Genomic DNA, 22,872 nt, shown 5'->3' with positions numbered 1-22,872 from the left:
CGTCTGGCAGCCATTACATCGGCTACATCCGTTCGGGTAGTCCTTCCGAGGCGAGACGCTGACGGTCCCACACACCAATTGATCGCTCGCATCCGAGCGGACTAGGCCATTAGGCCTATCCCGCCTGGTTGCTGGCCAGACGGCCCTCAAGGCCGGAACGCAGTTTTCGGGAGGACAGATTCTTGTTGCTGCTTAGGAACGAGTTCGTCCCTTCAATGCCGTCTGGTTCGAGTTGGCCAACTGCGCGGGCGCGTTGTCCGCGGCAGTTTCCGACACTTGATTCGACGAAGTAGGGCAGCAGCCTGACCACGACCGAAGCTCGATACGCTTCAGATCCATCAAAGAGAATTACTCGCGCTGGCGGATTTACGCGTCGATTGTGCCGGCCGCTCGACGGCTTTTCCTATGTTTGAAGCGCGAAAAATCGTCTCATAGATGCTGGAATTCTTCATCGATGAGTTGAGTTCGACGGTGTGCGACCGTGGCTTCAGCCCCTGTAGGCCGACAGCCGTTTCCAGGTCACAACCTCTGAGAAGCGCGCCCGCCGCATCAAGAGTTTTCGCTGTCTGCGATCAATTTTGGCGTGGATGCAAAGGCAGTACTCTGAATTGCTCGAAGTGGAATGATCGAAAATCGTGGGTTTGACTCCCACTCTCTCCGCCCACTGCTTTTCAATTGGTGGAATCATGGGGCAGGGGTGACGGACGAACCTTTCTCTGATTGGGCTCCAATCGGACAGTGATTGCTGGAGCTAGCTTAAACTTGCCCATGATGGATTGGAGCGAGAGTTCAAGTATTTCAATCGGCTAAACGGCGGCGTGTGCACGACGTGTGCACCGGGAGATCCAGAAAGATCTCACTACAAGCAACGTGAGCAGTTCTGTGTTGGGACGATGTGATCTCGAGTGGAGCCTACGAAGGAATTTTCGCATCCCAATACCTGGGCGTAGGACGTGCGCTGGCGATGATGATGACGACAACGCACTTGGCAAGTGCCGGCGGAAGGCGGGACCACGTTTCATAGGTGAACTCAGCACTCTCATTTCTTGTTCGAAATAGATAGTTGAGCCTGTATCGTGAACGCGCGAACGGTTCCTGCGAACAATCAATCCTCTGGGTGGTGACAGGCGACAGCACCGTCACCATCAGCGCGCCATTCCGGAAAAGCAGTGCGGCATAAATCCGATGCGCGGGGGCAACGAGGATGAAAATGACATCCTGCCGGCGGATTGGCGGCGGAGGGAATTTCGCCGACGATCCGCGGCAGCTGGCCTCGGATGGCCGGGTCCGGGATGGGCGAAGCATCACGTAGCATGCGCGTATAGGGATGGCGCGGTGCGCCGAACACGCTTGAGACCGAGCCGGTCTCCACAATGCGTCCGAGATACATCACCGCCACGCGCGAGCAGAACCACCGCACGACACCGAGATCGTGACTGACGAATACGAATGCCAGGCCGCGCCGCGTCTGCAGATCCTTCAGCAGTAGCAGCACCTGCGCCTGCACGGAGACATCGAGCGCGGAAACGGGCTCGTCGGCAACGATGAGCTCGGGCTCGACGGACAGCGCGCGGGCAATTCCGACACGCTGACGCTGTCCGCCGGAGAACTCATGCGGATGGCGGTCGTAGGCGGAGGGCGGCAGGCCAACCTCCTCCAGCAACGCGATTGCGCGTTCGCGTGCGGCACGGCCGCGCGCGAGGCCGTGCACGCCAAGCGGCTCCGTCAAAGCCTGCCCAATCGTGCGTCGCGGATTGAGTGACGAATAGGGATCCTGGAAAACGATCTGCATGCGTCGGCGCAGTTGCTGCAGCATGGATCCGCGGGCGCCGGTCACGTCGATCTCAGCGAAACGCACGTGGCCTGCATCTGGCGGAATCAGACCCAGCACAGCGCGTGCTGCGGTCGATTTGCCACAGCCGGACTCGCCGACCAGGCCGAACGCCTCGCCGCGCGCGACTACGAAGCCGACACCGTCGACGGCACGGACCGTCGTTGTGACCGGACGAGGAAAGCCCTTGGTCACGGTGAAATGCTTGGCGAGGTCGCGAACCTCGAGCAGAGTGTGGGATGCACTCATTGGGCGTTCGCTTTCGGATCGGTAACGTCGCAGAGGCCGTCGCCGACCAGGTTCAGTCCCAGGACCAGGACAAGAATCGCCAGGCCCGGCCATATGCACAGCCATGCCGAATCGAGAATGTTCTCGAATCCGTCCCGCATCATGCCGCCCCAGGTCGGCGTCGGCGGCTTGACGCCGAGCCCGATGAAGGAGAGCGAGGCCTCGGTGCGGACCGCGGTCGCCATCCAGAGTGTGCCCATGACCAGGAGGTCGGTCACGATGTTGGGTAGCACATGCACGAGCAGAATGCGCAAGTGCGAAAAGCCGAGCGCGCGGCCGGCCTCGATGAAGGCACGTTCCTTGATCACCAGAACCGGCGCTCTCGCGATGCGGGCGAAGGGAGCGATCGCGGTAAGCGAAATGGCAATGATAAGATTGGTGACACTCGAACCAAGCAGCGCCACCATGATCATGCCGAGAATTAGGCTCGGGAACGACAGGAGGACGTCCATCACCTGCATGGTGACGAGATCGAAGCGGCCGCCGATATAGCCGCTGACCATGCCGATCGCCCCACCAACGACGACGGCACTGGCGATGGAAAGAAAGGACACGAGCAGCGATATCCGCGCGCCCCAGAGCAGCCGTGACAGCACGTCGCGACCGAATTGGTCGGTGCCGAGGAGATACTCGGAACCGGGCCCCGCCAGGCGATCGATAATGTTTTGTTCGAGGGGATCGCGAGGGGCAAGCCACGGCGCCAGCAACGCTCCGGCCAGGACGATCGCGCAGAGGATGACGCCGGCGAGTGTCACGGGGTCGCTCAAGAGCCGGCCGGCCATCACACGCCATGACGATCGTGGTTCGGAAAGCGCCACGTCGGTCATTGCTTGACCCTCGGGTCGATGAAGCCATAGCTGATGTCGGTGATCAGGTTCACGACGACGATCAGGAAACAATAGATGACCATCATACCCTGCAACATGGTGTAGTCGCGCTTGGTCAGCGCGCTGACGATCACCTTGCCGAGGCCGGGCCGGTTGAAGACGATTTCGGTGAGCACCGAATTGCCGATCAGGATGCCGACATAGAGGCCGACGACGGTGACCACCGGGATCAAGGCATTGGACAGACCGTGGCGCCAGATGATGGCGCGCCGTGGCACGCCTTTGGCGCGCGCGGTGCGGATGTAGTCTTCGCCAAGAACCTGCAGCATCGAACTGCGCGTCACGCGGACGACATAGGCTGCCATCACGACGCCGAGGGTGACCGCGGGCAGGACGAGTTTGTGCAGGCCGTCGATCCAGTCGCCGGGGCGCGGATTGCCGATCACCGGAAAAAGGTGCAGTTGCAGCGCGAAGACGATCAGGAGGAAGATGCCCGAAACGAAGACTGGGAAAGACAGCCCGAGCAATGACAAAAGGCGCGTCAGCACGTCGACAGGGCCATTGCGATTGAGGGCAGCCCAGACGCCGGCAGGTATGCCGATCAGGCAGCCGATCGCCATGGCCGCCAGCGTCAAGACGATGGTGTGCGGCAAGGCTTCGGCAATTTCGGTCCAGACCGGACGATGCGTGACCATGCTGGTGCCGAGATCCCCAAGAATGGCATGGCCGAGGAAGTCGAAATATTGCGCGCCGATCCACCGATCGAGGCCGAGTTCTGCGCGCAGGGCGGCGAGGGTTTCCGGGGTCGCACGATCGCCCAGAATTGCAATGGCCGGATCGCCCGGGACCACACGCACCAGCAGGAAGACGAGCGTCAACACGGCGAGCAGCGTCGGTATTGAGGCGAGCAGCCTGCGGATGATGAAGGCAATCACCGGTCGATCCTGTGGTTGATCCCGCTTAGCTCACTTGAAGTGGGTGGCTTCGGTCAAGAGCGGACCGAGCGACAGCGATGCCTTCAACTCGTAGCCGTAGTCGAGGTCGGTGCGATGCGCCCAGATTTGCAAGGCCTCGGCCAACGGAACGGCGCAGGCCGTTGCAACGATCTTTTTCTGAGCCTCGACCCAGAGTGCGACTTGCTTCTCAGCGTCGGGCTCGGTCTTGGCGGCGTCGATGTCCTTGTCCGCCACGTCGCAGTGGCTGAAATTGGTGACCGCCGTCGGTTTTCCGACGATGCTCGCCGAGTGGAAGAACTGGGTCAGATAGATGTCAGCGACCGGAAATCGCGCCGCCGCGTAGTAGACAATCGGGCTCAGATCCTTGCGGATCTGTTGGTGGAAGGTGGCATGATCGACGACCTGTAGGTCGAGATTGATGCCTGCCTTGCGCAGCTGCGCCTGCACGACCTGCATGCTCCCCAGCATTTGCGGCAGCTGGGTGTGAATCACCTTGATGGTCACGCCGTCCGGATAGCCCGCCTCCTTCAGCAGGGCCTTGGCCTTGGCGATGTCGGTGTTGGCGAGACCGACATCCTTCGAGAAGCCGAGATAGCCTGCCGGAATCACGCTCTGGCCCGGCCGCGCGGTGTCGGCGCCCTGCCACTTCACCAGTTCCGGGCGGTTGACCGCGTAGGCGATCGCCTGCCGCACGCGGATATCGTCAAGCGGCTTCGCTGTGATGTTGAGATTGAGATTGGCGAGTTCGCCGGGCTCGAACACGTCGACGACCGTATTCGGCAATGCGCGGATGCGGTTGATCCAGGCCTGATCCTGCTTGCCGTAGACGAGGTCGATCTCACCGTTCTGGAAGGCAAGGTCACGCGAGGAGTCCGAGGGAATGTAGCGATAGCTCACATGCGCCAACTGCGGCTCGCCACGGAAATAGCCGTTGAACGCGGTGAGCTCGAGCGACTGGTTCGGGGTGTCGGATACGAACGCGAACGGGCCGGTGCCGACCGGATTGCGCGTGAAGTCCGCACCATATTTCTCGACCGCCTTGCGGCTGACGATGTAGCCGCCGGAATAGTTGGTGAGCAGCCCGAGCAGGCTCGGCACCTGCCGCGCTAAGATGATGTGGACCGTGTAGGGATCCGTCGCCTCGATGCTCTTGAAAGCGGCGAAGTCAGCGGAAAAAGCCGAGGTCTTGGCGTCGCTGGCTCTCTTGAGGCTGAATGCGACGTCATCGGCGGTCAGCTCGCCAAAGTCGCCGTGAAACTTGACGCCGTGACGCAAGTGGAACGTCCAGTCGAGTTTGTCGGCACTCGATTCCCACTTTTCCGCGAGATCGGGCTCGATCTGCGTCGGATCCATCGTCCCCGGCTTGAAGCGCACGAGGCCATTGTACATCCACGCCACCACGGTGCGGTCGATGGTGCTGACGGCGCGATGAGGATCGAGCTGGCCGACATCCTGGGCTGCCATGCCGACTGTGAGATCGGTCTTTGGTGCTGCCGTAGCAGGCACCGCCAAGAAAGTGGCGGCCGCAAGTGCCGCGCTAAGCGTGATGCGAAGCGTCATGTCTCTGTCCCTGCTGGTTGAATGATTGGTCCGCTGCAAAACGATCGATACGGAACGGCTCGAGCGGGACATCGGTGTGTCTATCGAGGACCAGCTCACTCATGATAGCCCCGACGGCTGGGCCGAGCTGGAAGCCGTGACCGGAAAATCCGAACGCATGAAACAGGTCCGGCGTCGTTCGGCTCAGTCCGATCACCGGAATTTGGTCCGGCATTTCGCCGTCGATGCCGGTCCAGCTCCGGATCACCTGCGCGCCAGCGAGCTGCGGCACGAGCTGCAGCGCCTTCGCCATAACTGCAGCGCTTGCTTCGGGCGACGGGCGTGACGAGGGAACATCCGGATCGGATTGCCCGCGGCCGCCGCCGAAAATCACGTTCCCGCGCCGGATCTGGCGCAGATAGACGTCGCCGCCGACGACGCCCAGATTCGGCGCAATAAAGTAGGGCAGAGGTTCGGTCACAAGCATGTTGGGACTGAGCGGCGATACCGGAACCTGCTCACCGAAGGCGCGTGCAACTGCGCCACCCCAATAGCCGGCCGTGTTGACGAGATATCGAGCGCGGAATTCATGCTCGCCCGAGGTCACGACGAACTGAGTGCCGTCGTGGGCCAGATGGCTGACCGGCGTGAACTGGCGGATATCGGCGCCCGCATCGCGCGCGGCGCGCGCGAGAGCGGGGCTCAACAGACGCGGGTTGGCGGCGCCGTCGTCGGGTGCGAACGAGCCGGCCACGACGTCGGGGCCGAGCCACGGATATTGCTGATGGATGACGTTGCCGCCGATCATGATCAGCGGAAGGCCGTTGGCCTTGGCAACGTCGAGATAGGCAATGAGATCGGCTTCCTCAGCCTGGTTGCGCGCGAGCTTCAGGTGTCCGGTCACCTCGAACTCGCAGTCGGTGCCGATGAGTTTCGGCAGCTTTGCCCAGATGTCGCGAGCGCGTCGGGCGAGCGGCAATTCCGCGGGATGCCGGCCCTGCTGGCGTACGCCGCCGTAGTTGACGCCGCTGGCTTGCCCGCCGATCTGGCCGCGTTCGAGCAAAATGCATCGCGCGCCGCGTTTTGCGAGATGCAGGGCCGTGGAGCAGCCGGCCCCGCCGCCGCCCACGATCAACACGTCGGTGGACGTGGCGCTCATGCGGCCTCCGCGGGAAGGATGGGGATCGGCTTGACGGGCGGTTGTCCGCGCAAACGGCCGACTTGTTCAGCCGGGCACGAGAGAGCGGCCGCTAGCACCTCGGCGGCGGCTGCGCCGCAGACGCGACCCTGGCACCGTCCCATGCCGACACGGGTCAGGGCTTTGGCACGATTTACCTCCGACGGCGAAAGCGTCGCCAAGGCCTCGTTCGCGGCCGCGCGCAACTCGCCCGCCGTGATCACCTCGCACCGGCAAAGGATCGTCTCGTCGGCCATGTCTGCGGCGAGCTTTGCCGGGAACGGAAATGCCCGCTCCAATGCGGCGCGGAAGCTGGCGCCGGCTGCCAGAGTTGCGTCGAGGCGTGCGACCGCACGCGCATCGGCCGCCAGGCCACGCGCCGCAAGCACGGCCCAGGCAGCGCGTGCGCCAGCCGCCTCGGCGAGATCGGCACCGCGAATCCCACCGCCGTCGCCGGCGAGGAACACGCCTCCGACGGATGTTCGCCCGCTAGGATCTTTGCGCGGCACCCAATTGTGCTGCACGGGGTCGAAGTCGAATGGCACGCCTGCGAGATCGGCGAGCTGTGCCTCCGGCTTGAGCCCGAAGCCGATTGCCACGGCATCAACTGCCGCCTCGTGGTTGGTGCCGCGTGCGTCACGCCAGCTCACCAATTCGACCCGGTCGCTGCCCTCGATCGCCAGCGGGGTGACGCCCTCGGCTATCCGGATGCCGCGCGCGCGAAGCCAGGCGATGTAATATAGCCCTTTGGCGAAGGTTGCGCCGCCTCGCATCAGCCCGAACGCCTGTGCCGCCTTCACGGCGAACGGCGTCGTGTCGAGCACGGCCGTAACCTGCGCGCCGGCGCGGGCATATTGGTAGGCAACGAGATAGAGCAGGGGACCCGTTCCGAGAAAGGCAACCTTGGCACCGATGGCGCAGCCCTGCGCCTTCAAGGCAATCTGCGATCCGCCCAGCGTGAAGACCCCCGGCAATGTCCAGCCCGGCAGCGGGACAGCCCGATCCATCGCGCCGGTGCAAAGGATTGTCTGCGCAAAGGGTACCGCGCTCGCCTTGCCGTCGCAGATCGTGTCGATCACCCCTTGTCGCAAATTCCATGCAAGCGTCCGTGGGCGGAAGTCGATTGAGGGGCGTAACTGGTCGAAGACATCGTGGATGGCCCGCGCCTTTGCGGCCTCGAAGCCGTAGAGAGTGCGCGGGTCGCGGCGGAATCCGGCAGGCTGCCGTTGATAGATGCGGCCACCGTTCTCCGGCGCTTCGTCGATCACGATGGGGCGCAGGCCTGCGCTGACAAGGACCTCGGCTGCACGCGTGCCGGCCGGACCGGCGCCGATGATGAGGATGCTCATGGCTGCACAATCCTGCGCGACACGCGCATGCCTCCGGTTAGCGGCGTGGTGCAGGCGCGCACGCGGCCGCCTCCTTCGACATTCACCCAGCAATCCTGACACGCTCCCATCAGGCAGAAGCCCGCGCGGAGACCATCACCGAATTCGCTTACACGCAGGTAGCCATCATGCGCGAGAATGGCCGTAAGTAAGCTATCGCCCTCGAGCGCTGCCACAGGTGTGCCGTCGAGCACGAATGACACGGCGGCCCGGTCCGTCTCCGCCAAGCGTTGCAATCTCATAGCATGTCCTCCAGCCGACAATTGACCAAAAGCTCGGCGATGGTCGCGGTGTTGGGCAGTCGCAGAACCGTCGCGATCAGTTCGGCGATGTCGCGCGGGTCGCTCATTTTCTCGCGCGGCCATTTGGTGACATGCGCGGTCATGTCGGTCGCAACAAAGCTGGGGCAGATCGCGGTCGCTCGAATGCCGTGATCCCAGCCGTACTGGCGCACGGCATGGGTGAGCGCGAGGAGCGCAAACTTGCTCATCGCATAACCGGCATTGGGATTGCGGACGCGCTTGCCCGACATCGAGGCGACGTTGATCACGCGGCCTTCGCCGCTCTTGGCGAGATGCGGAAGCGCGAGACGAATAAGCCGCATCGGCGCCTTGACGTTGATCAGCATCATGGTGTCGAGCGCCGTTTCGTCGGGGTCGGTAAGATTCGCCTCGGGATTGACCGCGGCAGCGTTGACGAGGCTGTCGAGCCGGCCGAAACGCTCGATCGTCGCCGCAACCCAAGCTTCCGCCGAAGGCAATGATTCCGCGTCGTAGCGATGCAGCACCAGCCGCTCGGACCCGATCAGTCCGCGGGAATCGCGCACGCCGGCCGAGACGTGATAGCCGTCCGCGATCAGGCGCTCCACCACAGCGCGGCCGATCCCGCGCGAGGCCCCGGAGACCATCACGACCCGGCCATCAGCTTCAAGCACGGGCAAGCTCCTTGGCGAAGGCGTTGGTTGCGATGTGACAGCGCGCGAGGTGCCGTGGGGCCGCGGCCAAAAGAACCTGCGGCGCCTCGCACCCTTCGCGGCACAACGGGCAGCGCGGCGCGAACCGGCACCCTTTCGGCATATCGTTGAGGGGTGGCACGCGGCCCGCAATGGCTGCGAGCGACTGCTCAGTGCGATCCAGGCGCGGAATCGTCGCGAAGAGCGCACGGGTATAGGGATGGGCGGGCCTAGAGAAAATCTCCTGTACAGGCGCTTCTTCGACAATCTGGCCCGCATACATCACCGCAACGCGATCGGCGATCTGGGCGACGACGCCGAGATTATGCGTGATGAACAGCATGGCCATGCCGTGGCGTTCCTTCAGGTCGGCCAAGAGCCCAAGCACCTGTGCCTGGATGGTCACGTCGAGGGCGGTTGTCGGTTCGTCCGCGAGTAGCAGTGTCGGTTCGCACGCGAGCGCCATCGCGATCATTACGCGCTGGCGCATGCCGCCAGAGAATTGATGTGGATAGTCGTGGAAGCGCTGCCTGGCGGATGGAATTTTCACCTCCTCGAGGACGGCGAGTGCCTTTGCGTCCGCATCCGTCCGAGACAGTCCGCGATGCACGCGCAGGGCCTCGGCAACCTGCGAGCCGATGCTCAGCACCGGGTTCAGGCTCGTCATCGGCTCCTGGAAGATCATCGTCATGCGGTCGCCGCGCAGCCGTTCGAACTTCGCCTCATCGACCGTTCGCAGATCGGTTTCGTCGAGGAGGATGCGGCCTGCCGAGACGCGACCCGACGGCTCCGGTACGAGACCCATAATGGAGAGCGCTGTGACCGACTTTCCGCAGCCGGACTCGCCAACGAGGGCCAACGTCTCGTCGCGATCGAGCGTGAAGGACACACCGTCGACGGCCGGATACCACTCCGCACCAATGCGGAATTCGACTCGGAGATCTTCGACACGCAAGACCTGTTCGCGCATGGGGCCGGACTGCCGGAGCGAGGACGTCACCCGCTATTCAGGTCTTTGCTCCGCGTCGTGTCAATGCCATATTCCAATATGCGCAAACGCGAGCTGCCGTTTTTCCGCTATATGTAATGATGGCGCCGTCTTTCAAGGAGTATTTTCATCTGATGGATGATGTTTCCGACGGAAGGCCTTCGGGAAGCCTGCCGCGCGCGGTAGCCTTGCTGCGTACGCTGGCCGCGAGCGGCGGCGAGGGGATGCGGCTGACGAATGCGGCCGCGACGGCCGGCGTGACCCCGGCTTCGGCGCACAGGTTGCTGCGCATGCTGATCGATGAAGGCATGGTGGAGCAGGATGCGCGCAGCAAGTACTACCGGCTGAGTATCGAGTTCTTTTCGCTTGCGGCCCGAGCGGGGAATCCGAGCAACCTGCGCGACATTTGCCGACCTGTGCTGTTGCGGTTGTCCGCGGCGTTAGGCGACACCGTGTTCCTGCTGGTACGCAGCGGATTCGATGCGGTCTGTCTCGACCGCTGCGAGGGGCCGGTGTCGATCCGCTCCTTCACCAACGACATCGGCGGCAAGGTAATCCTTGGCGTCGGCCAAGGCAGCATGGCAATCCTCGCCCACTTGCCGGAATCGGAACGTGAAGAGGTGATCCGCTTCAACCTGCCGCGGCTTCTTCATTTCGGCCTGTTCGACGAAGTGTTCTTCCGTAATGAAATCGAGCGGGTGCGGGAAAGCGGCTTTGCTGCGCGCGGCTCGGGGCTTCTACCGGACATGGCTGGGGTTGCCGTGCCCATTCTCGATCGCGAGCGGCGACCGCTCGCCGCAATCAGCATCGGCACCACGGTCGAGCGGCTCAATGCCGAGCGCTTGCCGACTGTGGTCCAGGTGCTCCGGCGCGAGGCAGAGGCGCTTGCGCCGAAGATTAACCCGTTTGACGCAGCCTTGCGCAGGCCGGGGCAACAGGTCGGCTCGTATTGAGATCGCCCGCGCGGCGCGGAGTCTGATCGGCCGCATGCGAGGTGATCAGTACGACATCGACGAGCTCAAGAGGTTCGAGCGCATCTGCCTGGATCTGGCAGGGAGAGCGGGGTGCCGACTGAGGCCGGCGGCTGCGCGAGCTCGCAGCGAACCATCGCAATGAAGCTGCCAACACACCGTAGCTAGGACTGTAGTCTGTGCGAGGCGAGGACGGAAAGCGCGAGCAATCTCAACAAGTGTTGACAGACACCCCTTCCGCCCCACTGCTTGTCCACGCAAACCGTAGGACGGATCTCGCACGGCACGCAAAGTCCAAGCCGCTTGCGGTCGAAGCGACGGCAGCTCCACGATTTGAACGTACGGTGGGGCAGGGGAGTGGACGAACTTTTTTTGATTGGCTCCAATCGGACATCGATTGCCGGAGCTAGCTCAAACTTGCCCGTGATGGATTGGAGCGAGATCTCAAGTTTTTCAACCGGTTAGAAAGGGGGCGTGTGCACGATGTGTGCACCGAGAGGTCAAAGAAAATGTCGTTATGTGCAGCGTGCGCGTGCCTCGTCGGGTTCACTTACGCTGAGGCATGCCCGCCGGAACGATCGTTTGAACGATCGACGAATCCAAGGCTTCGTAGTCATGCAGGCCGATCGTTGGGTAGAGCTCCGCTCGTGTCTGCATCCGCTCGACGATCTTGTGGTTCCGCCGTCGTGCGCAATCGCTGCGTAGAGCTCTGCCTGGGCCTTGTTTGCCATTCCTAGCGACGACACCGGGCAGATCACCATTGCATAGCCCATCGTTTCGAACTCTGCGGTCGTGAAGAATGGCGTCTTACCGAACTCCGTCATATTAGCGAGCAACGGCACGCCGAGCATGCGCGCGGCAAAGGCGCGGAACATGTCGGCCGTGTTGAGCGCCTCGGGAAAGATCGCATCGGCACCGGCCTCGATATACAGCTTTGCGCGGGCGACCGCGCCGTCGAGGCCCTCGCTTGCGGCGGCGTCGGTCCTGGCGATGATCACGAGAGCGCAAGGCGCTGCGGCCCGTGGGGGTAGGGTCGCTTGACGGCTACGGCGATCCCATCACGGGGTTGTCATTCGGCCTGCAATATTGCCCCCCGTCAAATTTGGAAGCCGATTGACAGATCAAAACCTGGCACCATACCCGGAAGTCACCACCGGTTGTCGGAACGCATGCGACCGCCGGACACGTCGTCCAGCGAGCTGTCGCTGAGCGCGTCCTTTTCAGACGTCGAGATTTGGGACGCCTTGTTCTGAGCGGCCTCCTTGGCGTTATCGAGAGATTCCGCCTGCGCTTTCGAATTCGTGTCTTGTCTATCGGTCATATTCAATCTCCCTTTCATCAATGCTGATCGGTTAGACTCGCGTTACAACCGTAAGGCGAGCCACCGCGGCAAGGTTACCGGAGCGACCCTATGTAAAAAATACGGCAGGTGGCGTATTTCGTATTAAAGTCATCTGGCAAATAGAATTGTGGGTCCAGATTCTTGTTTGGAATTTCGTGATATCTCAACACCATTGTCGGCGGGGCGATACATGTGTGGACTGGTGAGGACGATCATTGCAGACGATCACGCCATCATGCGGGAAGGCCTGAAGCAGCTTCTGTCGACCTTGGACGAAATTACCGTCAGTGGAGAAGCGGCGGACGCTGAAGCTGTCCACCGCCTGCTGAACGAAAGCTCCGCCGATCTTCTGATACTCGATCTCGGCATGCCGGGTGTGGGCGGATTTCAGTTCATAACTAACCTGAGAGCCGCATGGCCGAAGCTGCGGGTTCTGGTCCTTACCGCAAATATTGAGCCACGTTCCGTTCGGGCAGCCCTTTCCGCGGGCGCGAATGGCTATTTGACCAAGAGCGGCGATCCATCCGAACTCATCGCTGCGATCGATGCCATCAAAAAAGGCAACGCCTATGTCGCGGAGGAGGTTCGCTTTGCGGTGGACCAGCGTGACGGCCCGAACGAAATCCCGGAGCCCACGGCGGCGATCGTATCTCCGGTCGCGCTTACAAGGCGTGAGCGGCAAATCCTGGCGATGATCCCTCACGGCGCCACCAACCGCGACATCGCCAGCCGTCTCGGCATCAGTCCGCTCACCGCCCGTAAACATCGGGAGAATCTCATGCGGAAGCTTGATCTGCACAATGGCGCTGAGTTGACCGCCTACGCGGTTCGTCTCGGCCTTCCAGCGGGCTAGCGCGACGGCAACTCGCGAACGAGGCCGCCGCACCAGCCGGCGCGCGGAGAGGTTTCATGCAAGAAGACAAAATACGTGCGGCGCTGGTCGAGCTTTTGTATCGCAATTCCTATGGGGTGGTGGTTTCCAACATCCTGATCTCCCTGGCGGCCGCGTCCGTCCTGAGGAGCGCCGTACCTGCGAGCTGGTTGATCGGATGGCTCGGCGCGGTGTATCTGCTCACCGCCATGCGCGTCCTGGCGGCTCGCCAGTTCTTCAAGCGGGTTTGGGAGCCAGCCGCGGTGTTGCGATGGGCCTGGCTTGCGGCTGCGTTTTCCTGCGTGTCAGGCATGCTGTGGGGAATGCTCGGCTGGGTTGGCTTCCGTCCTGAAGAGCCGATTCTTTTTTCATTCACTGCCGTTGTCTTGACCGGTCTGATCTGCGGCACCGTTCCATCGCTCTCGGCCTTTCCGCCTGCTCTCGTCGGCTCGATCATCGCAACGATGCTGCCGTTCACGATACGCTCGATCACAAATGGCGGCGATGTCTCCGGCGCCTATCTCGCCCTGCTTGGCGGGCTCTTGACCATCAATCTCTATTACTGCCGTACGACGTACCGCATGCTGCATGAGAGTATCAGGTTGCGCCTGGAAAATGTCGAGCTGGTTAGCCACCTCCAGGAAGAACGCGACCGCGCACAAGCCGCGGACCGGGCGAAAACACGTTTCCTCGCGGCCGCCAGTCATGACCTGCGCCAGCCGATCCATGCCTTGAGTCTGCTGATTGCCACGCTCGCGGCGCTGGGTCAGCGCGGCGCTGTCCAGTCCGGCGATGCACGCGATCTGGCCGGCAAGGCAAAATCCATTGTCGGCAACCTTAGCGCCCTTCTGAATGGACTGCTCGACATCTCCCGGCTCGATGCCGGCGTCGTCACTGTTGAGAGGGAGACGGTGAATCTGTCTCAACTTTTCAACCAGCTCAGCAACGAATTCGCGCCGACGGCGAATGATCGTGGCCTTGACTGGCGTGTCGTCGAAAGCAGTCTGCAGGTGGACAGCGATCCCATGATGTTGAAACGGGTCCTGGGCAATCTGCTGTCGAACGCCTTTCGATACACGAGATCCGGTGGCGTTCTGCTTGGCTGCCGCAGGCGCGGCGCTTCGGTGGAAATCCAGGTCTGGGACACCGGCCCGGGCATCCCTGCAGATCAGCAGGCAATGGTCTTCGAGGAATTCGTGCAGTTGCAGAACCCGGCGAGAGACCGCACGCAAGGCCTTGGCCTCGGCCTCGCCATCGTTCGCCGCACCGCTCTACTGCTGGAACATCCGCTGAAGCTGGTCTCCGTCACCGGGAGCGGTTCGATGTTCTCCGTGACCGCTCCGATAGCCAGCGCGATGCCGGCTCCGTTGCCGGATGCGAAAGGCTCACTCACGGGCATCGCCGTCAGCATCATGGTCGTCGAAGACGAGAGGGATGTTCGCGAGACCATGGTGCAATTGCTCACGCTGCAGGGGCATCGGGTATATGCCGGTCAGTCCGCCGCCGAGGTGCAGCGAATCCATGCCGAGGCGATGGCGGTGGGCGATGCACCGGTCGATCTCATCATCGCCGACTATCGCCTCGAGGACAGCGCCACGGGCCTGGATGCGATCCAGGCTCTTTGCGCCCATCTCGGCCGCCCGGTCCCCGCCGTTATCGTGACCGGCGATACCTCGCCTTCGCGCATCCGGGAAGCGACCGCCGGCGGCTATCGCATCCTGCACAAGCCGATTTCCGGCGAGGAATTGCACGAGGCGATCGTTGCGGCCTGTGTTGGCGACAGGGATCGATCGCTAGCGGCTATTGAAGGAACGTAGCCGCTTCCTCTGATCCGGGCCCCATCCGGCCAAACGTGAGAATGTGCCGCCGCTGAGCTTCCACGGCGCGCCCCTTCGTGCCGACGACGAAATACGACATCTGCCGTATCGCGCCCGCATGAATCCAGCGGTATCTGATTGCGCGCGATTTATTCGATTGACGACAATGACCCAAGCCTTCCCGCAATAACCATTTCCGGTAGCAAGATGCGAAAAGTTCTCAGCAATTTCCTCGCCTCCGCTCACGAATCGCGGCGCATTCAGGCAAAGCAGCTCATCCGCCGATACCGGCATTTGACGGCGGATGACCGCGCTTCGCCGACGTTTCGAACGCCGATAAGACGCAATTTCGATATGGCGGGGACCAACGGCTCCCATGCCTGGCGACCATCGCGACCTCTCAAGGTGTGGACAATCGCCGTCCTGATTAGTTTCGGCATTTTGCACGTCGCCGGGGGATACGCGTTGCATGACGCCACCAGTATGCGGCCGATCGAGGCGGCAGCAATGATCAATGGCGACTAGATGCATTGGTCGTTTGTGAGCTGAGCGAGCTCGGACGACCTCGCGCTGTCACCACGATCACCGTTCCAGGCGATGCGATGCCATGTCAAACATAGTGCTTTATCTGGTGCTGAGCGGCGCGGTGTTTGCCGGCGCGTTCGTTTCCGGCCTTTCCGGGTTTGCGTTCTCGGCAGTCGCCGGCGCCATCCTGCTGCACGTCTTTCCGCCCATGGAAGCCGTGCCATTGATGATGGCCTGCAGCATCACCGTGCAGGCGGCCAATCTGTTTGCGCTACGTAAGAGCATGCAGTGGAAAGCGAGTCTCGTTTTCATCGCCGGCGGAGCGTTGGGAATTCCGATCGCGATCTATCTCCTACAGCATGTTGAAACCGGGACCTTCAGGCTGGGCTTTGGGTCTTTCGTATCTCTGTACGCGGCGTATGCTTTGTTTCGGTCTGCGCCTGCCTATCTGCGTCAGATGCAGAGCCAGAGCAGGAATGCGCTGGTGGGGTTTGGTGGGGGACTGGTCGGCGGGTTGACGGCAATGCCCGGCGCACTTCCCGCGATCTGGTGCGACATCCACGGTCTCCCCAAAAACCAGCAGCGCGGCCTGGTTCAACCCTACATAGGGATCATGCAGCTGTTCGCGCTCGCTCTCATGCTCGCGCACCACAATATCTCGTTAGAGGTCTTGATCGACTTTGGCATTTCTCTGCCCGCCCTAGCTGCTGGAACGGCCGGAGGTATCTTCCTGTTCGGACGGATCAACGAAATGGCCTTCAAACGAATTGTCCTGGGCTTGCTGCTGTTTTCGGGCCTTTGCCTCGTGATTTAGGAGGCGGTCCTCGTGGAAAAGTGTGTGGTTGCAGGGGCGCCGGCCAGGTCCAGGGTTCGATCCAATCGTGTCGTGAAAAGCAAGCGATTGAATCTTGACCCGTGCTGGTAAGCATTATCCGCTTGAAAAAGCGAAGGCGTTCCGGCCAAATCGAGCCATGTCGAGGACGGCTCGGTGTTTGCGGGGGGCTGCATGAAGCGGGGCACAGAGCGAATCTTTCGTGAAGCGGCCATCGAGCGGCTTTCGAATCCCGAGCAGCTCGACCATGTTGTCGGCGTCACGCGCCCTTTTGACTGGATGGCCGCTGCGACGCTGGCGCTGGGTCTTTGCGTACTATTGACCTGGAGCGTGCTGGGCCGCATTCCCACCCGCGTATCCGGCGACGGCATTTTGCTGAGCAGTGGTGGTCGTCTGGTCGACGCCGTGTCCGCGGTCAGCGGAAAGCTGGCCTCGCTCGACGTCGGCATCGGCGACGGGGTCCGCCGCGATCAGGTGATCGCCCGGGTCGTGCAGACCGAGATCGAGCAGCGCCTTCAACAGGCGAGGGACGTCCTCGGCGAGCGCGAGCGCGAGCATGTCGAGCTCACCGGGGCGATCGCGCGGGAGATCGATGCCAAGCTCGCAAACTACTCGGCTCAGGAAGCCGGCCTTGCCAATGTGATCGCTGCCGCCGAGCGGCGCACCGCCTATCTTACGGACGAGGTGGCCAAGCTCGAGCCCGCCGCGGCAAACGGAACCGTCACGCGTAGATATCTCGAGGACCGTCGGGTCGAGCTCAACAATGCGCGGGAGCGCATCACCGACGCGAAGAACGATATTCTCAAGCTCAATGCGCAGCGGCTGGATCTCCAGAGCCAGCGTGAGCGCGATCGGCTGCAGTCGGAATTCAAGATCAACAATGCAAGGCGCACGGTCGAGCAGCTTGCCGCCGACCTGGAGCGAGGATCGCGGATCGTCAGCCCCGCCGATGGCCGTGTCGTCGAGGTCAAAGTGTCCAGCGGGGCCGTGCTCGCGACGGGGACGCCACTCGTCGAGATCGAAATTGCGGGACAGGTTCTGGAGGCGACCGTCTACATGCCGCCGGACCGCGGCAAGAACATCAGGCCGGGCATGGAGGTTCGCGTCGAGCCGACCACGATCAAGCGGGAGGAATACGGCGCGATTGTCGGCAGGGTGATGGCGGTTTCGGATTTCCCCGTGACGCCGCAGGGCATGCTGGCAGACTTGCACAATGATGCGTTGGTGAAGCGCTTCTCGCAGGATGGCGCGCCCTATGCGGCGAAGGTGACCCTGGAGCGCGATCCTTTGACCGCCAGCGGGTATCGCTGGACCTCCGGCAAGGGGCCGCCGATCCTGCTCTCGAGCGGAACGTTGACCCGCGCCGAAGTCACGACCCGCGAGCAGCCGCCGATTGATCTCGTGATCCCGCTGATGAAGCGGCTGAGCGGAATCGGCGGCTAGGATCGCCAGCACATGTCCGCGTCATCGCATCGAGCCGACCGGCAGCCTGGGTTTCTCGATCGCTTCGGCAACCGGATCGGGCAGATGCGACGGCGCTGGGTCACTCCCACGGTGTTCCAGATGGAGGCGCTGGAGTGCGGCGCAGCCTCGCTCGCGATGGTCCTGGCGTATTACGGTCTCTGGGTGCCGCTGGAAAAGCTGCGTGAAGCGTGCGGCGTGTCGCGCGACGGCAGCAAGGCCAGCAACGTGCTGAAGGCCGCGCGACAGTTCGGACTGACGGCCAAGGGCTTCAGGAAGGAGCCGACGACGCTGCACGAGCTGCCGATGCCGTCCATCATCCACTGGAATTTCAATCACTTCGTGGTGCTGGAAAAACTGGACTCGCGTTACGCCTATGTCAACGATCCCTCGGTCGGGCGCCGCAAGGTCGGCCATGACGAATTCGACGCCTCCTTCACCGGCGTGGTGCTGGCGATGGAGCCGGGACCCGAGTTCAAGCCGGGCGGGCGCGAGCCGGATTTTCTTCCGCTGCTGCTGCGACGGCTGTCGAACTCGTTGTCGGCGGTACTGCTGCTGGTCGCACTCAGCACGGCGCTTGTCGTGCCCACCATCCTGGTTCCGGCCTTCACGAAAATCTTCGTCGACGATGTGCTGATAAAACATGCCGAGGGCTGGTTCACGCCCCTGTTGATCGGCATGGCCATCACCGCTGTCGCGCGGGCGCTGATGACGGCATTTCAACAATCGCTGCTCCTACGGATTCAGACCAAGCTCACCGTAACGATGGTCAGCCAGTTGTTGTGGCACGTTCTGACCCTCCCCATGGAGTTCTTCACCCAGCGCCACTCGGGCGACCTCGCCAACCGCATCGCTGCCAGCGAACAGATCGCCCAGTTGCTTTCCAACGGGGTGGCCGCCAATGCGCTGAACCTGATCTCGGTGATCTTCATCGCCGCCGCGATGGCGCTCTATGACGGCCTCCTGGCCGCGATCAGCATCGCCATGGCGCTCCTCAATGTTCTTGTGCTCAGGCTGGTCGCTCGCCAGCGCGAGGACCTTAACCGCAAGCTGACGATCGAGCGTGCCAAGCTGAATGGAAGCACCATCGAGATCGTCCGCACGATCGAAACGATCAAGGCGGGCGGTCTGGAAGACGACGCCTTCGCGCGCTGGGCGGGCTTTCAGGCCAAGGTCCTGAACGCCGAGCGCGATCTCGGTGCCTACTCCACCTTTCTCGACGCTTGCCCAACCTTCCTGACCGGGCTGACCACCGCGATGGTGCTGGGGGTGGGCGGCTTGCGCATCGTCGATGGCGCATTGACCATCGGCGGACTGGTGGCCTTGCAGGCGCTGCTCGCCAGCCTGGTCGAGCCGGTCAACGCGCTGGTACAGCAGACCACCGCCTTCCTCGCTATCAAGGCCAACCTGTTCCGGATCGAAGACGTCTTCAACTATCCGGCCCGTCCGCTGGTGCCGATCGAGCGCGCGGCCCCGGGCATGGCCGCGAAGCTGTCGGGCCGGATCGAGTTGAAGGGCATTTCGTTCGGCTATTCCGCGCTCGAGCCGCCGCTGATCGAGAATTTCTCACTGGTCGTCGAACCCGGTCGCCGGGTCGCCCTTGTCGGGGGATCGGGCAGCGGCAAGTCCACGGTCGGACGGCTGATCAGCGGTCTCTACCGGCCGTGGTCCGGCGACATCCGCATTGACGGCTGGTCGATCGCCGAGATTCCCCAGGAGATATTCACCAACGCGGTTGCCTATATCGACCAGGACATCCTGCTGTTTGAAGGCACCGCTCGCGATAACCTCACGCTCTGGGACGATACAGTGCCCGAAGCCAGCGTGTCCCGGGCGCTCAAGGACGCGCAGATCCAGGACGAGGTCGCTGTCCGCGCCGGCAACTACGATTGCGACGTAGCCGAAGACGGCAGGAATTTCAGCGGCGGCCAGCGACAGCGGCTCGAGATCGCGCGGGCGCTAGCGGGCAATCCCTCCGTGGTCGTCCTCGACGAGGCCACCTCGGCGCTGGACCCGCTCGTCGAAAAGGCAATCGACGACAATCTCCGCCGCAGGGGCTGCACCTGCATCATCGTCGCGCACCGGCTCAGCACCATCCGCGACTGTGACGAGATTCTGGTGATGAGCAACGGGCGGGTCGTGCAGCGCGGGACACATCAGGAGCTGCTCGCCGAAGGTGGCGAATATGTCCAGCTGGTGTCGGCCGAATGAGCAGCGCTTACCAGCCGCCGTCGCTCGAAACCCCGCCTCGGCACACGGCGGCTGCCCCGATCGCACTCGAGAGCCATCGGCCGTTGCCGATCGACGATATCGATCTCGTCCTGGACGTCGTGCGCGGCTATGTGGACCTGTTCGCGGTCAGGGAGAGCACGGACGGCGGGCCGAGCCGGCGACATCATATGTTTCGGGTCGAGCAGGGCGGCGTCGTGTTCGGCCTGCCTAGTATCAGCGACGGCAACGGCAATTCGATGACGGTCATTGCGGTCGGCGGTCTCGAGACCAAGGTCATGATCGGCGATCGCGGCCATTATGGCGATCGGGACCTGATCGACGCATGGACAGGGCTGGTGTCCGGCATCGTCGCGACCCCTGCGCAAGGCGCGATCGTGCAGCAGGCCGCGATCGGGTCGCGATACACGCTGGCATCCGGCGGCGTTCTCCGGCTGCCAGGCCGGCAGGTCGGCTGGATCGGGATCGAGCGCGGGACCGTCACCGTGATGGCGATGCCGGAGGTCTGCGGATCCGGGGAGTGTCCCTTGCCGGTCCCGCCGGGAACGTGGCTCGTCGCCGGCGAGGATGCGACGCTGAAGGTCGGAGAGAGTTCGGATTTCGCGCTCGCCGAGATCTGGGCTGCGCTCGACCGATTCCACGTACGCGTCATGGAGAGCTTGTATCGCGAGATCGAGCAGGAGGCTTTCGCGGAGGCCGACCGTCTGCTCCGGCGCTCTGGTCTCAACAAGTTGCGGACCCGCAGCATCGTCGGTCGTCTTGCTGGTATCATCGCTGCCGAGTCCGGACCGTCGCTGCCCGCCGCGGACGGTGCCAACGCTCTGATTGCCGCCTGCCGGGAAGCCGGGGCGGCCATGGGCATTGCGCTTCAGGCGCCCGCAAGCCTGCTGTCCGGCGACGACGATCTCGCGAACGCAATGATCATCGCTCAGGCGTCGCGCGTGCGCAGCAGGCGCCTGCTGCTGCGCGCGGACTGGTGGATCAACAGTGTCGGTCCGTTCGTCGCGTTTCGCGGCGAAGACCGCCGGCCCGTCGCGGTTCTGCCGGGGGCGGGCGGTCGACACACCATCGTCGATCCCGGCGCTGGCCTTGCCTGCGAACTGACGCGGGCAACGGCCTCGGAGCTGGCTCCAGAGGCCGTGATGTTCTATCGCGCACTGCCGGCGCCGGCTCTGCGGGTGCGCGATCTCCTCAAGTTCGGCGCCGCGATCGTTCGTGCCGATGTCCTGCGAATCATGCTGGCTGCGCTGTGCCTTGGCCTCCTCGCGCTGGCAACGCCCCTGGTCATCAAGCTGCTGATCGATTCCGTCCTGCCGCGCGCGGAAGCCGATCAGCTCCTGATCTGCGCCGCCGCGCTCGCCGTCGTCACGCTGGTCGCCGGCGGATTTCAGATCATGCAGGGCATCGCCATGCTCCGGCTCGAGAGCCGGCTGGACTGGGTGTTGCAGGCAGCCATCGTCGACCGCCTTCTGCGGATGCCGGCGTCGTTCTTTCGCAGCTCCTCCGTCGGCGACCTCGCGGACCGCGCGTTGGGCATCGAGGCCGTGCGCACCATCATCACGGGGCGTGCCGTTCGCGGCTTCCTTGCCCTGGTGTCGTGCCTCTTCAGTTTTTCCGTGATGCTGTACCTCGATATCAGGCTCGGCATGCTGGCCGTCGCGCTCGCCGTGCTGCGCGTTGCAATGGTGGTGACGATCAGCCTGGCCCGGCTGTCGTATGAGCGGCAGAGCCTTCATCAGCAGGGCCGGCTGGAGGGACTGGTCCTGCAATTCGTCACCGGGGTCGGCAAATTGCGGATTGCCAATGCAACCACGCATGCGTTGGCAATCTGGGTCGAACGTTTTGCCGAGCAGAAGCGGAATTGGGTCGCCTCGCAGCGCGCGGGAAATCTCCAGAAAAGTCTTGAGGCGGCATTCCCGGCGACAGCGACGCTGCTCGTCTTTGCGCTGGCCCAGAATGGACATGGCGCCAGCCTGCCGCTTGGTACCTTCCTCGCATTCTATGCCGCGTTCGGGCTGTCGCTCGCCGCGGTCGGCGAGTGGGCGCAGGCTGCCGGGGAATTGCTCGTCGCAATCCCGAGGATCGAGCGGCTGAGGCCAATCATCGCCACGGCGACTGAAATCGGCGACGACCGTAAGTCGGTCGGCGATATCAGCGGTACGATCGAGTTTGCCAGGGTGTCGTTCCGTTATGGCGGAAACGGGCCGCGGATCCTCGATGACGTGAGCCTGAGCGTCGGCAAGGGCGAATACCTCGCCATCGTCGGTCCGTCGGGAAGCGGAAAGTCCACGCTTGTCCGTCTGCTGCTCGGGTTCGAGAAGCCCGAGTCCGGTGTGGTCTTGGTCGACGGCAAGTCGCTCGAGACGATCGACATTGGACTGTTGCGCCGCCAGGTCGGCGTCGTGCTGCAGAATTCAAGGCTCGCCTCCGGCAGCATCTACGACAACATCTGCGGCGCGGCCCAGCTGTCGCTCGATCGCGCCTGGGAGATCGCCCGGCTGGCGGGCCTCGACCGCGACATCGAGTCCATGCCCATGGGCATGCAAACGCTGGTCGCGGAGGGCGTGAGCACGCTCTCGGGCGGGCAGCGTCAGCGCCTCTTGATCGCGCGAGCGCTGGCACACAAGCCGCGTCTGCTCTTGATGGATGAGGCCACGAGTGCGCTCGACAACCGGACCCAGGCGGTGGTCAGCGATTCAATCTCCCGGCTCAACCTGACCCGAATTGTCGTCGCGCACCGGCTCAGCACCGTCCAATCGGCGGACCGCATCGTCGTCCTGGACGCCGGGAAGATCGTGCAGACCGGCACCTACGCCGAGCTGATGACGCAGCGGGGACTCTTTACCGATTTCGCGGAACGTCAACTGATCTAGGGGTC

General features: G+C 63.0%; 18 protein-coding genes and 1 pseudogene. 8 read left to right on the top strand and 11 right to left on the bottom strand.

The genetic code is table 11. The annotated features are described in order from the left end of the window. Nucleotides 1-1,105: 1,105 nt before the first annotated feature. From E4K65_RS10110 to E4K65_RS10070, 9 genes are read right to left on the bottom strand one after another with little or no spacing between them, the layout of a single operon-like run. On the bottom strand, nt 1,106-2,080 hold the full coding sequence (locus E4K65_RS10110; RefSeq protein WP_135174021.1) for an ABC transporter ATP-binding protein: 975 nt from the start codon (nt 2,078-2,080) through the stop codon (nt 1,106-1,108). Beyond that, nucleotides 2,077-2,946 (bottom strand): ABC transporter permease, encoded by an 870-nt coding sequence (locus tag E4K65_RS10105; RefSeq protein ID WP_135174020.1) that lies wholly within the window; start codon nt 2,944-2,946, stop codon nt 2,077-2,079. The genes E4K65_RS10110 and E4K65_RS10105 overlap by 4 nt, the downstream gene beginning before the upstream one ends. Further along, nucleotides 2,943-3,881 carry an ABC transporter permease gene (locus E4K65_RS10100; protein WP_135174019.1) on the bottom strand — a complete coding sequence of 313 codons (939 nt, stop codon included), beginning with the start codon at nt 3,879-3,881 and terminating at the stop codon, nt 2,943-2,945. Before E4K65_RS10100 ends, E4K65_RS10105 begins: the two co-directional genes overlap by 4 nt. 30 nt (nt 3,882-3,911) lie before the next feature. Continuing rightward, nucleotides 3,912-5,462, bottom strand: a complete 1,551-nt coding sequence (locus E4K65_RS10095; protein WP_135174018.1) for an ABC transporter substrate-binding protein — start codon at nt 5,460-5,462, stop codon at nt 3,912-3,914. Then, nucleotides 5,440-6,600, bottom strand: coding sequence for an NAD(P)/FAD-dependent oxidoreductase (locus E4K65_RS10090; protein WP_135174017.1), 1,161 nt, complete (start codon nt 6,598-6,600; stop codon nt 5,440-5,442). The genes E4K65_RS10095 and E4K65_RS10090 overlap by 23 nt, the downstream gene beginning before the upstream one ends. Further along, the gene (locus E4K65_RS10085; RefSeq protein ID WP_135174016.1) at nt 6,597-7,967 is read right to left on the bottom strand and encodes an FAD/NAD(P)-dependent oxidoreductase; all 1,371 of its coding nucleotides are present in this window, start codon (nt 7,965-7,967) and stop codon (nt 6,597-6,599) included. Before E4K65_RS10085 ends, E4K65_RS10090 begins: the two co-directional genes overlap by 4 nt. Then, nucleotides 7,964-8,248 carry a (2Fe-2S)-binding protein gene (locus E4K65_RS10080; RefSeq protein WP_135174015.1) on the bottom strand — a complete coding sequence of 95 codons (285 nt, stop codon included), beginning with the start codon at nt 8,246-8,248 and terminating at the stop codon, nt 7,964-7,966. The genes E4K65_RS10085 and E4K65_RS10080 overlap by 4 nt, the downstream gene beginning before the upstream one ends. After that, nucleotides 8,245-8,940, bottom strand: coding sequence for an SDR family NAD(P)-dependent oxidoreductase (locus E4K65_RS10075; protein ID WP_135174014.1), 696 nt, complete (start codon nt 8,938-8,940; stop codon nt 8,245-8,247). Before E4K65_RS10075 ends, E4K65_RS10080 begins: the two co-directional genes overlap by 4 nt. Next, complete coding sequence (locus E4K65_RS10070) at nt 8,933-9,928, bottom strand: ABC transporter ATP-binding protein (RefSeq protein ID WP_135174013.1); 996 nt, start codon at nt 9,926-9,928, stop codon at nt 8,933-8,935. Before E4K65_RS10070 ends, E4K65_RS10075 begins: the two co-directional genes overlap by 8 nt. Before the next feature lie 152 nt (nt 9,929-10,080). Between E4K65_RS10070 and E4K65_RS10065 the strand changes: the two genes are divergently transcribed. Next, nucleotides 10,081-10,899: an IclR family transcriptional regulator gene (locus E4K65_RS10065; RefSeq protein WP_135174012.1), complete on the top strand. Its 819-nt coding sequence runs from the start codon at nt 10,081-10,083 to the stop codon at nt 10,897-10,899. Between the two features lie 564 nt (nt 10,900-11,463). Here the strand turns inward: E4K65_RS10065 and E4K65_RS10060 are convergent. Together E4K65_RS10060 and E4K65_RS10055 are read right to left on the bottom strand one after the other, a co-directional pair. Continuing rightward, nucleotides 11,464-11,930 (bottom strand): annotated as a pseudogene (locus tag E4K65_RS10060) (isocitrate lyase/phosphoenolpyruvate mutase family protein); the annotation flags it as partial. Nucleotides 11,931-12,064: 134 nt separating this feature from the next. Continuing rightward, on the bottom strand, nt 12,065-12,238 hold the full coding sequence (locus tag E4K65_RS10055; RefSeq protein ID WP_167770695.1) for a hypothetical protein: 174 nt from the start codon (nt 12,236-12,238) through the stop codon (nt 12,065-12,067). Between the two features lie 223 nt (nt 12,239-12,461). Here E4K65_RS10055 and E4K65_RS10050 point away from each other — a divergent pair, with 223 nt between their 5' ends. From E4K65_RS10050 to E4K65_RS10020, 7 genes are all read left to right on the top strand, one after another. After that, the gene (locus tag E4K65_RS10050) at nt 12,462-13,112 is read left to right on the top strand and encodes a response regulator (RefSeq protein WP_235885552.1); all 651 of its coding nucleotides are present in this window, start codon (nt 12,462-12,464) and stop codon (nt 13,110-13,112) included. Between the two features lie 56 nt (nt 13,113-13,168). Further along, on the top strand, nt 13,169-14,947 hold the full coding sequence (locus E4K65_RS10045) for a hybrid sensor histidine kinase/response regulator (protein ID WP_167770694.1): 1,779 nt from the start codon (nt 13,169-13,171) through the stop codon (nt 14,945-14,947). A gap of 138 nt (nt 14,948-15,085) precedes the next feature. Then, a complete protein-coding gene (locus E4K65_RS10040; RefSeq protein ID WP_135174010.1) occupies nt 15,086-15,472 on the top strand; it encodes a hypothetical protein in 387 nt (128 codons plus the stop codon). An 82-nt stretch (nt 15,473-15,554) separates the two neighbouring features. Beyond that, a complete protein-coding gene (locus E4K65_RS10035) occupies nt 15,555-16,286 on the top strand; it encodes a sulfite exporter TauE/SafE family protein (protein WP_135174009.1) in 732 nt (243 codons plus the stop codon). A gap of 192 nt (nt 16,287-16,478) precedes the next feature. Continuing rightward, entirely contained in the window at nt 16,479-17,747 is a 1,269-nt protein-coding gene (locus tag E4K65_RS10030; RefSeq protein WP_135174008.1) for an NHLP bacteriocin system secretion protein, read from the top strand. 12 nt (nt 17,748-17,759) lie between these two features. After that, nucleotides 17,760-19,976: an NHLP family bacteriocin export ABC transporter peptidase/permease/ATPase subunit gene (locus E4K65_RS10025; RefSeq protein WP_135174007.1), complete on the top strand. Its 2,217-nt coding sequence runs from the start codon at nt 17,760-17,762 to the stop codon at nt 19,974-19,976. After that, nucleotides 19,973-22,867, top strand: a complete 2,895-nt coding sequence (locus tag E4K65_RS10020) for an NHLP bacteriocin export ABC transporter permease/ATPase subunit (RefSeq protein ID WP_135174006.1) — start codon at nt 19,973-19,975, stop codon at nt 22,865-22,867. Before E4K65_RS10025 ends, E4K65_RS10020 begins: the two co-directional genes overlap by 4 nt. Nucleotides 22,868-22,872 lie beyond the last annotated feature (5 nt).

The organism is Bradyrhizobium niftali, assembly GCF_004571025.1.
Classification (GTDB): domain Bacteria; phylum Pseudomonadota; class Alphaproteobacteria; order Rhizobiales; family Xanthobacteraceae; genus Bradyrhizobium; species Bradyrhizobium niftali.
Note: the sequence above shows the minus strand (reverse complement) of the source record. Positions and strands in the feature narration are given on the sequence as shown.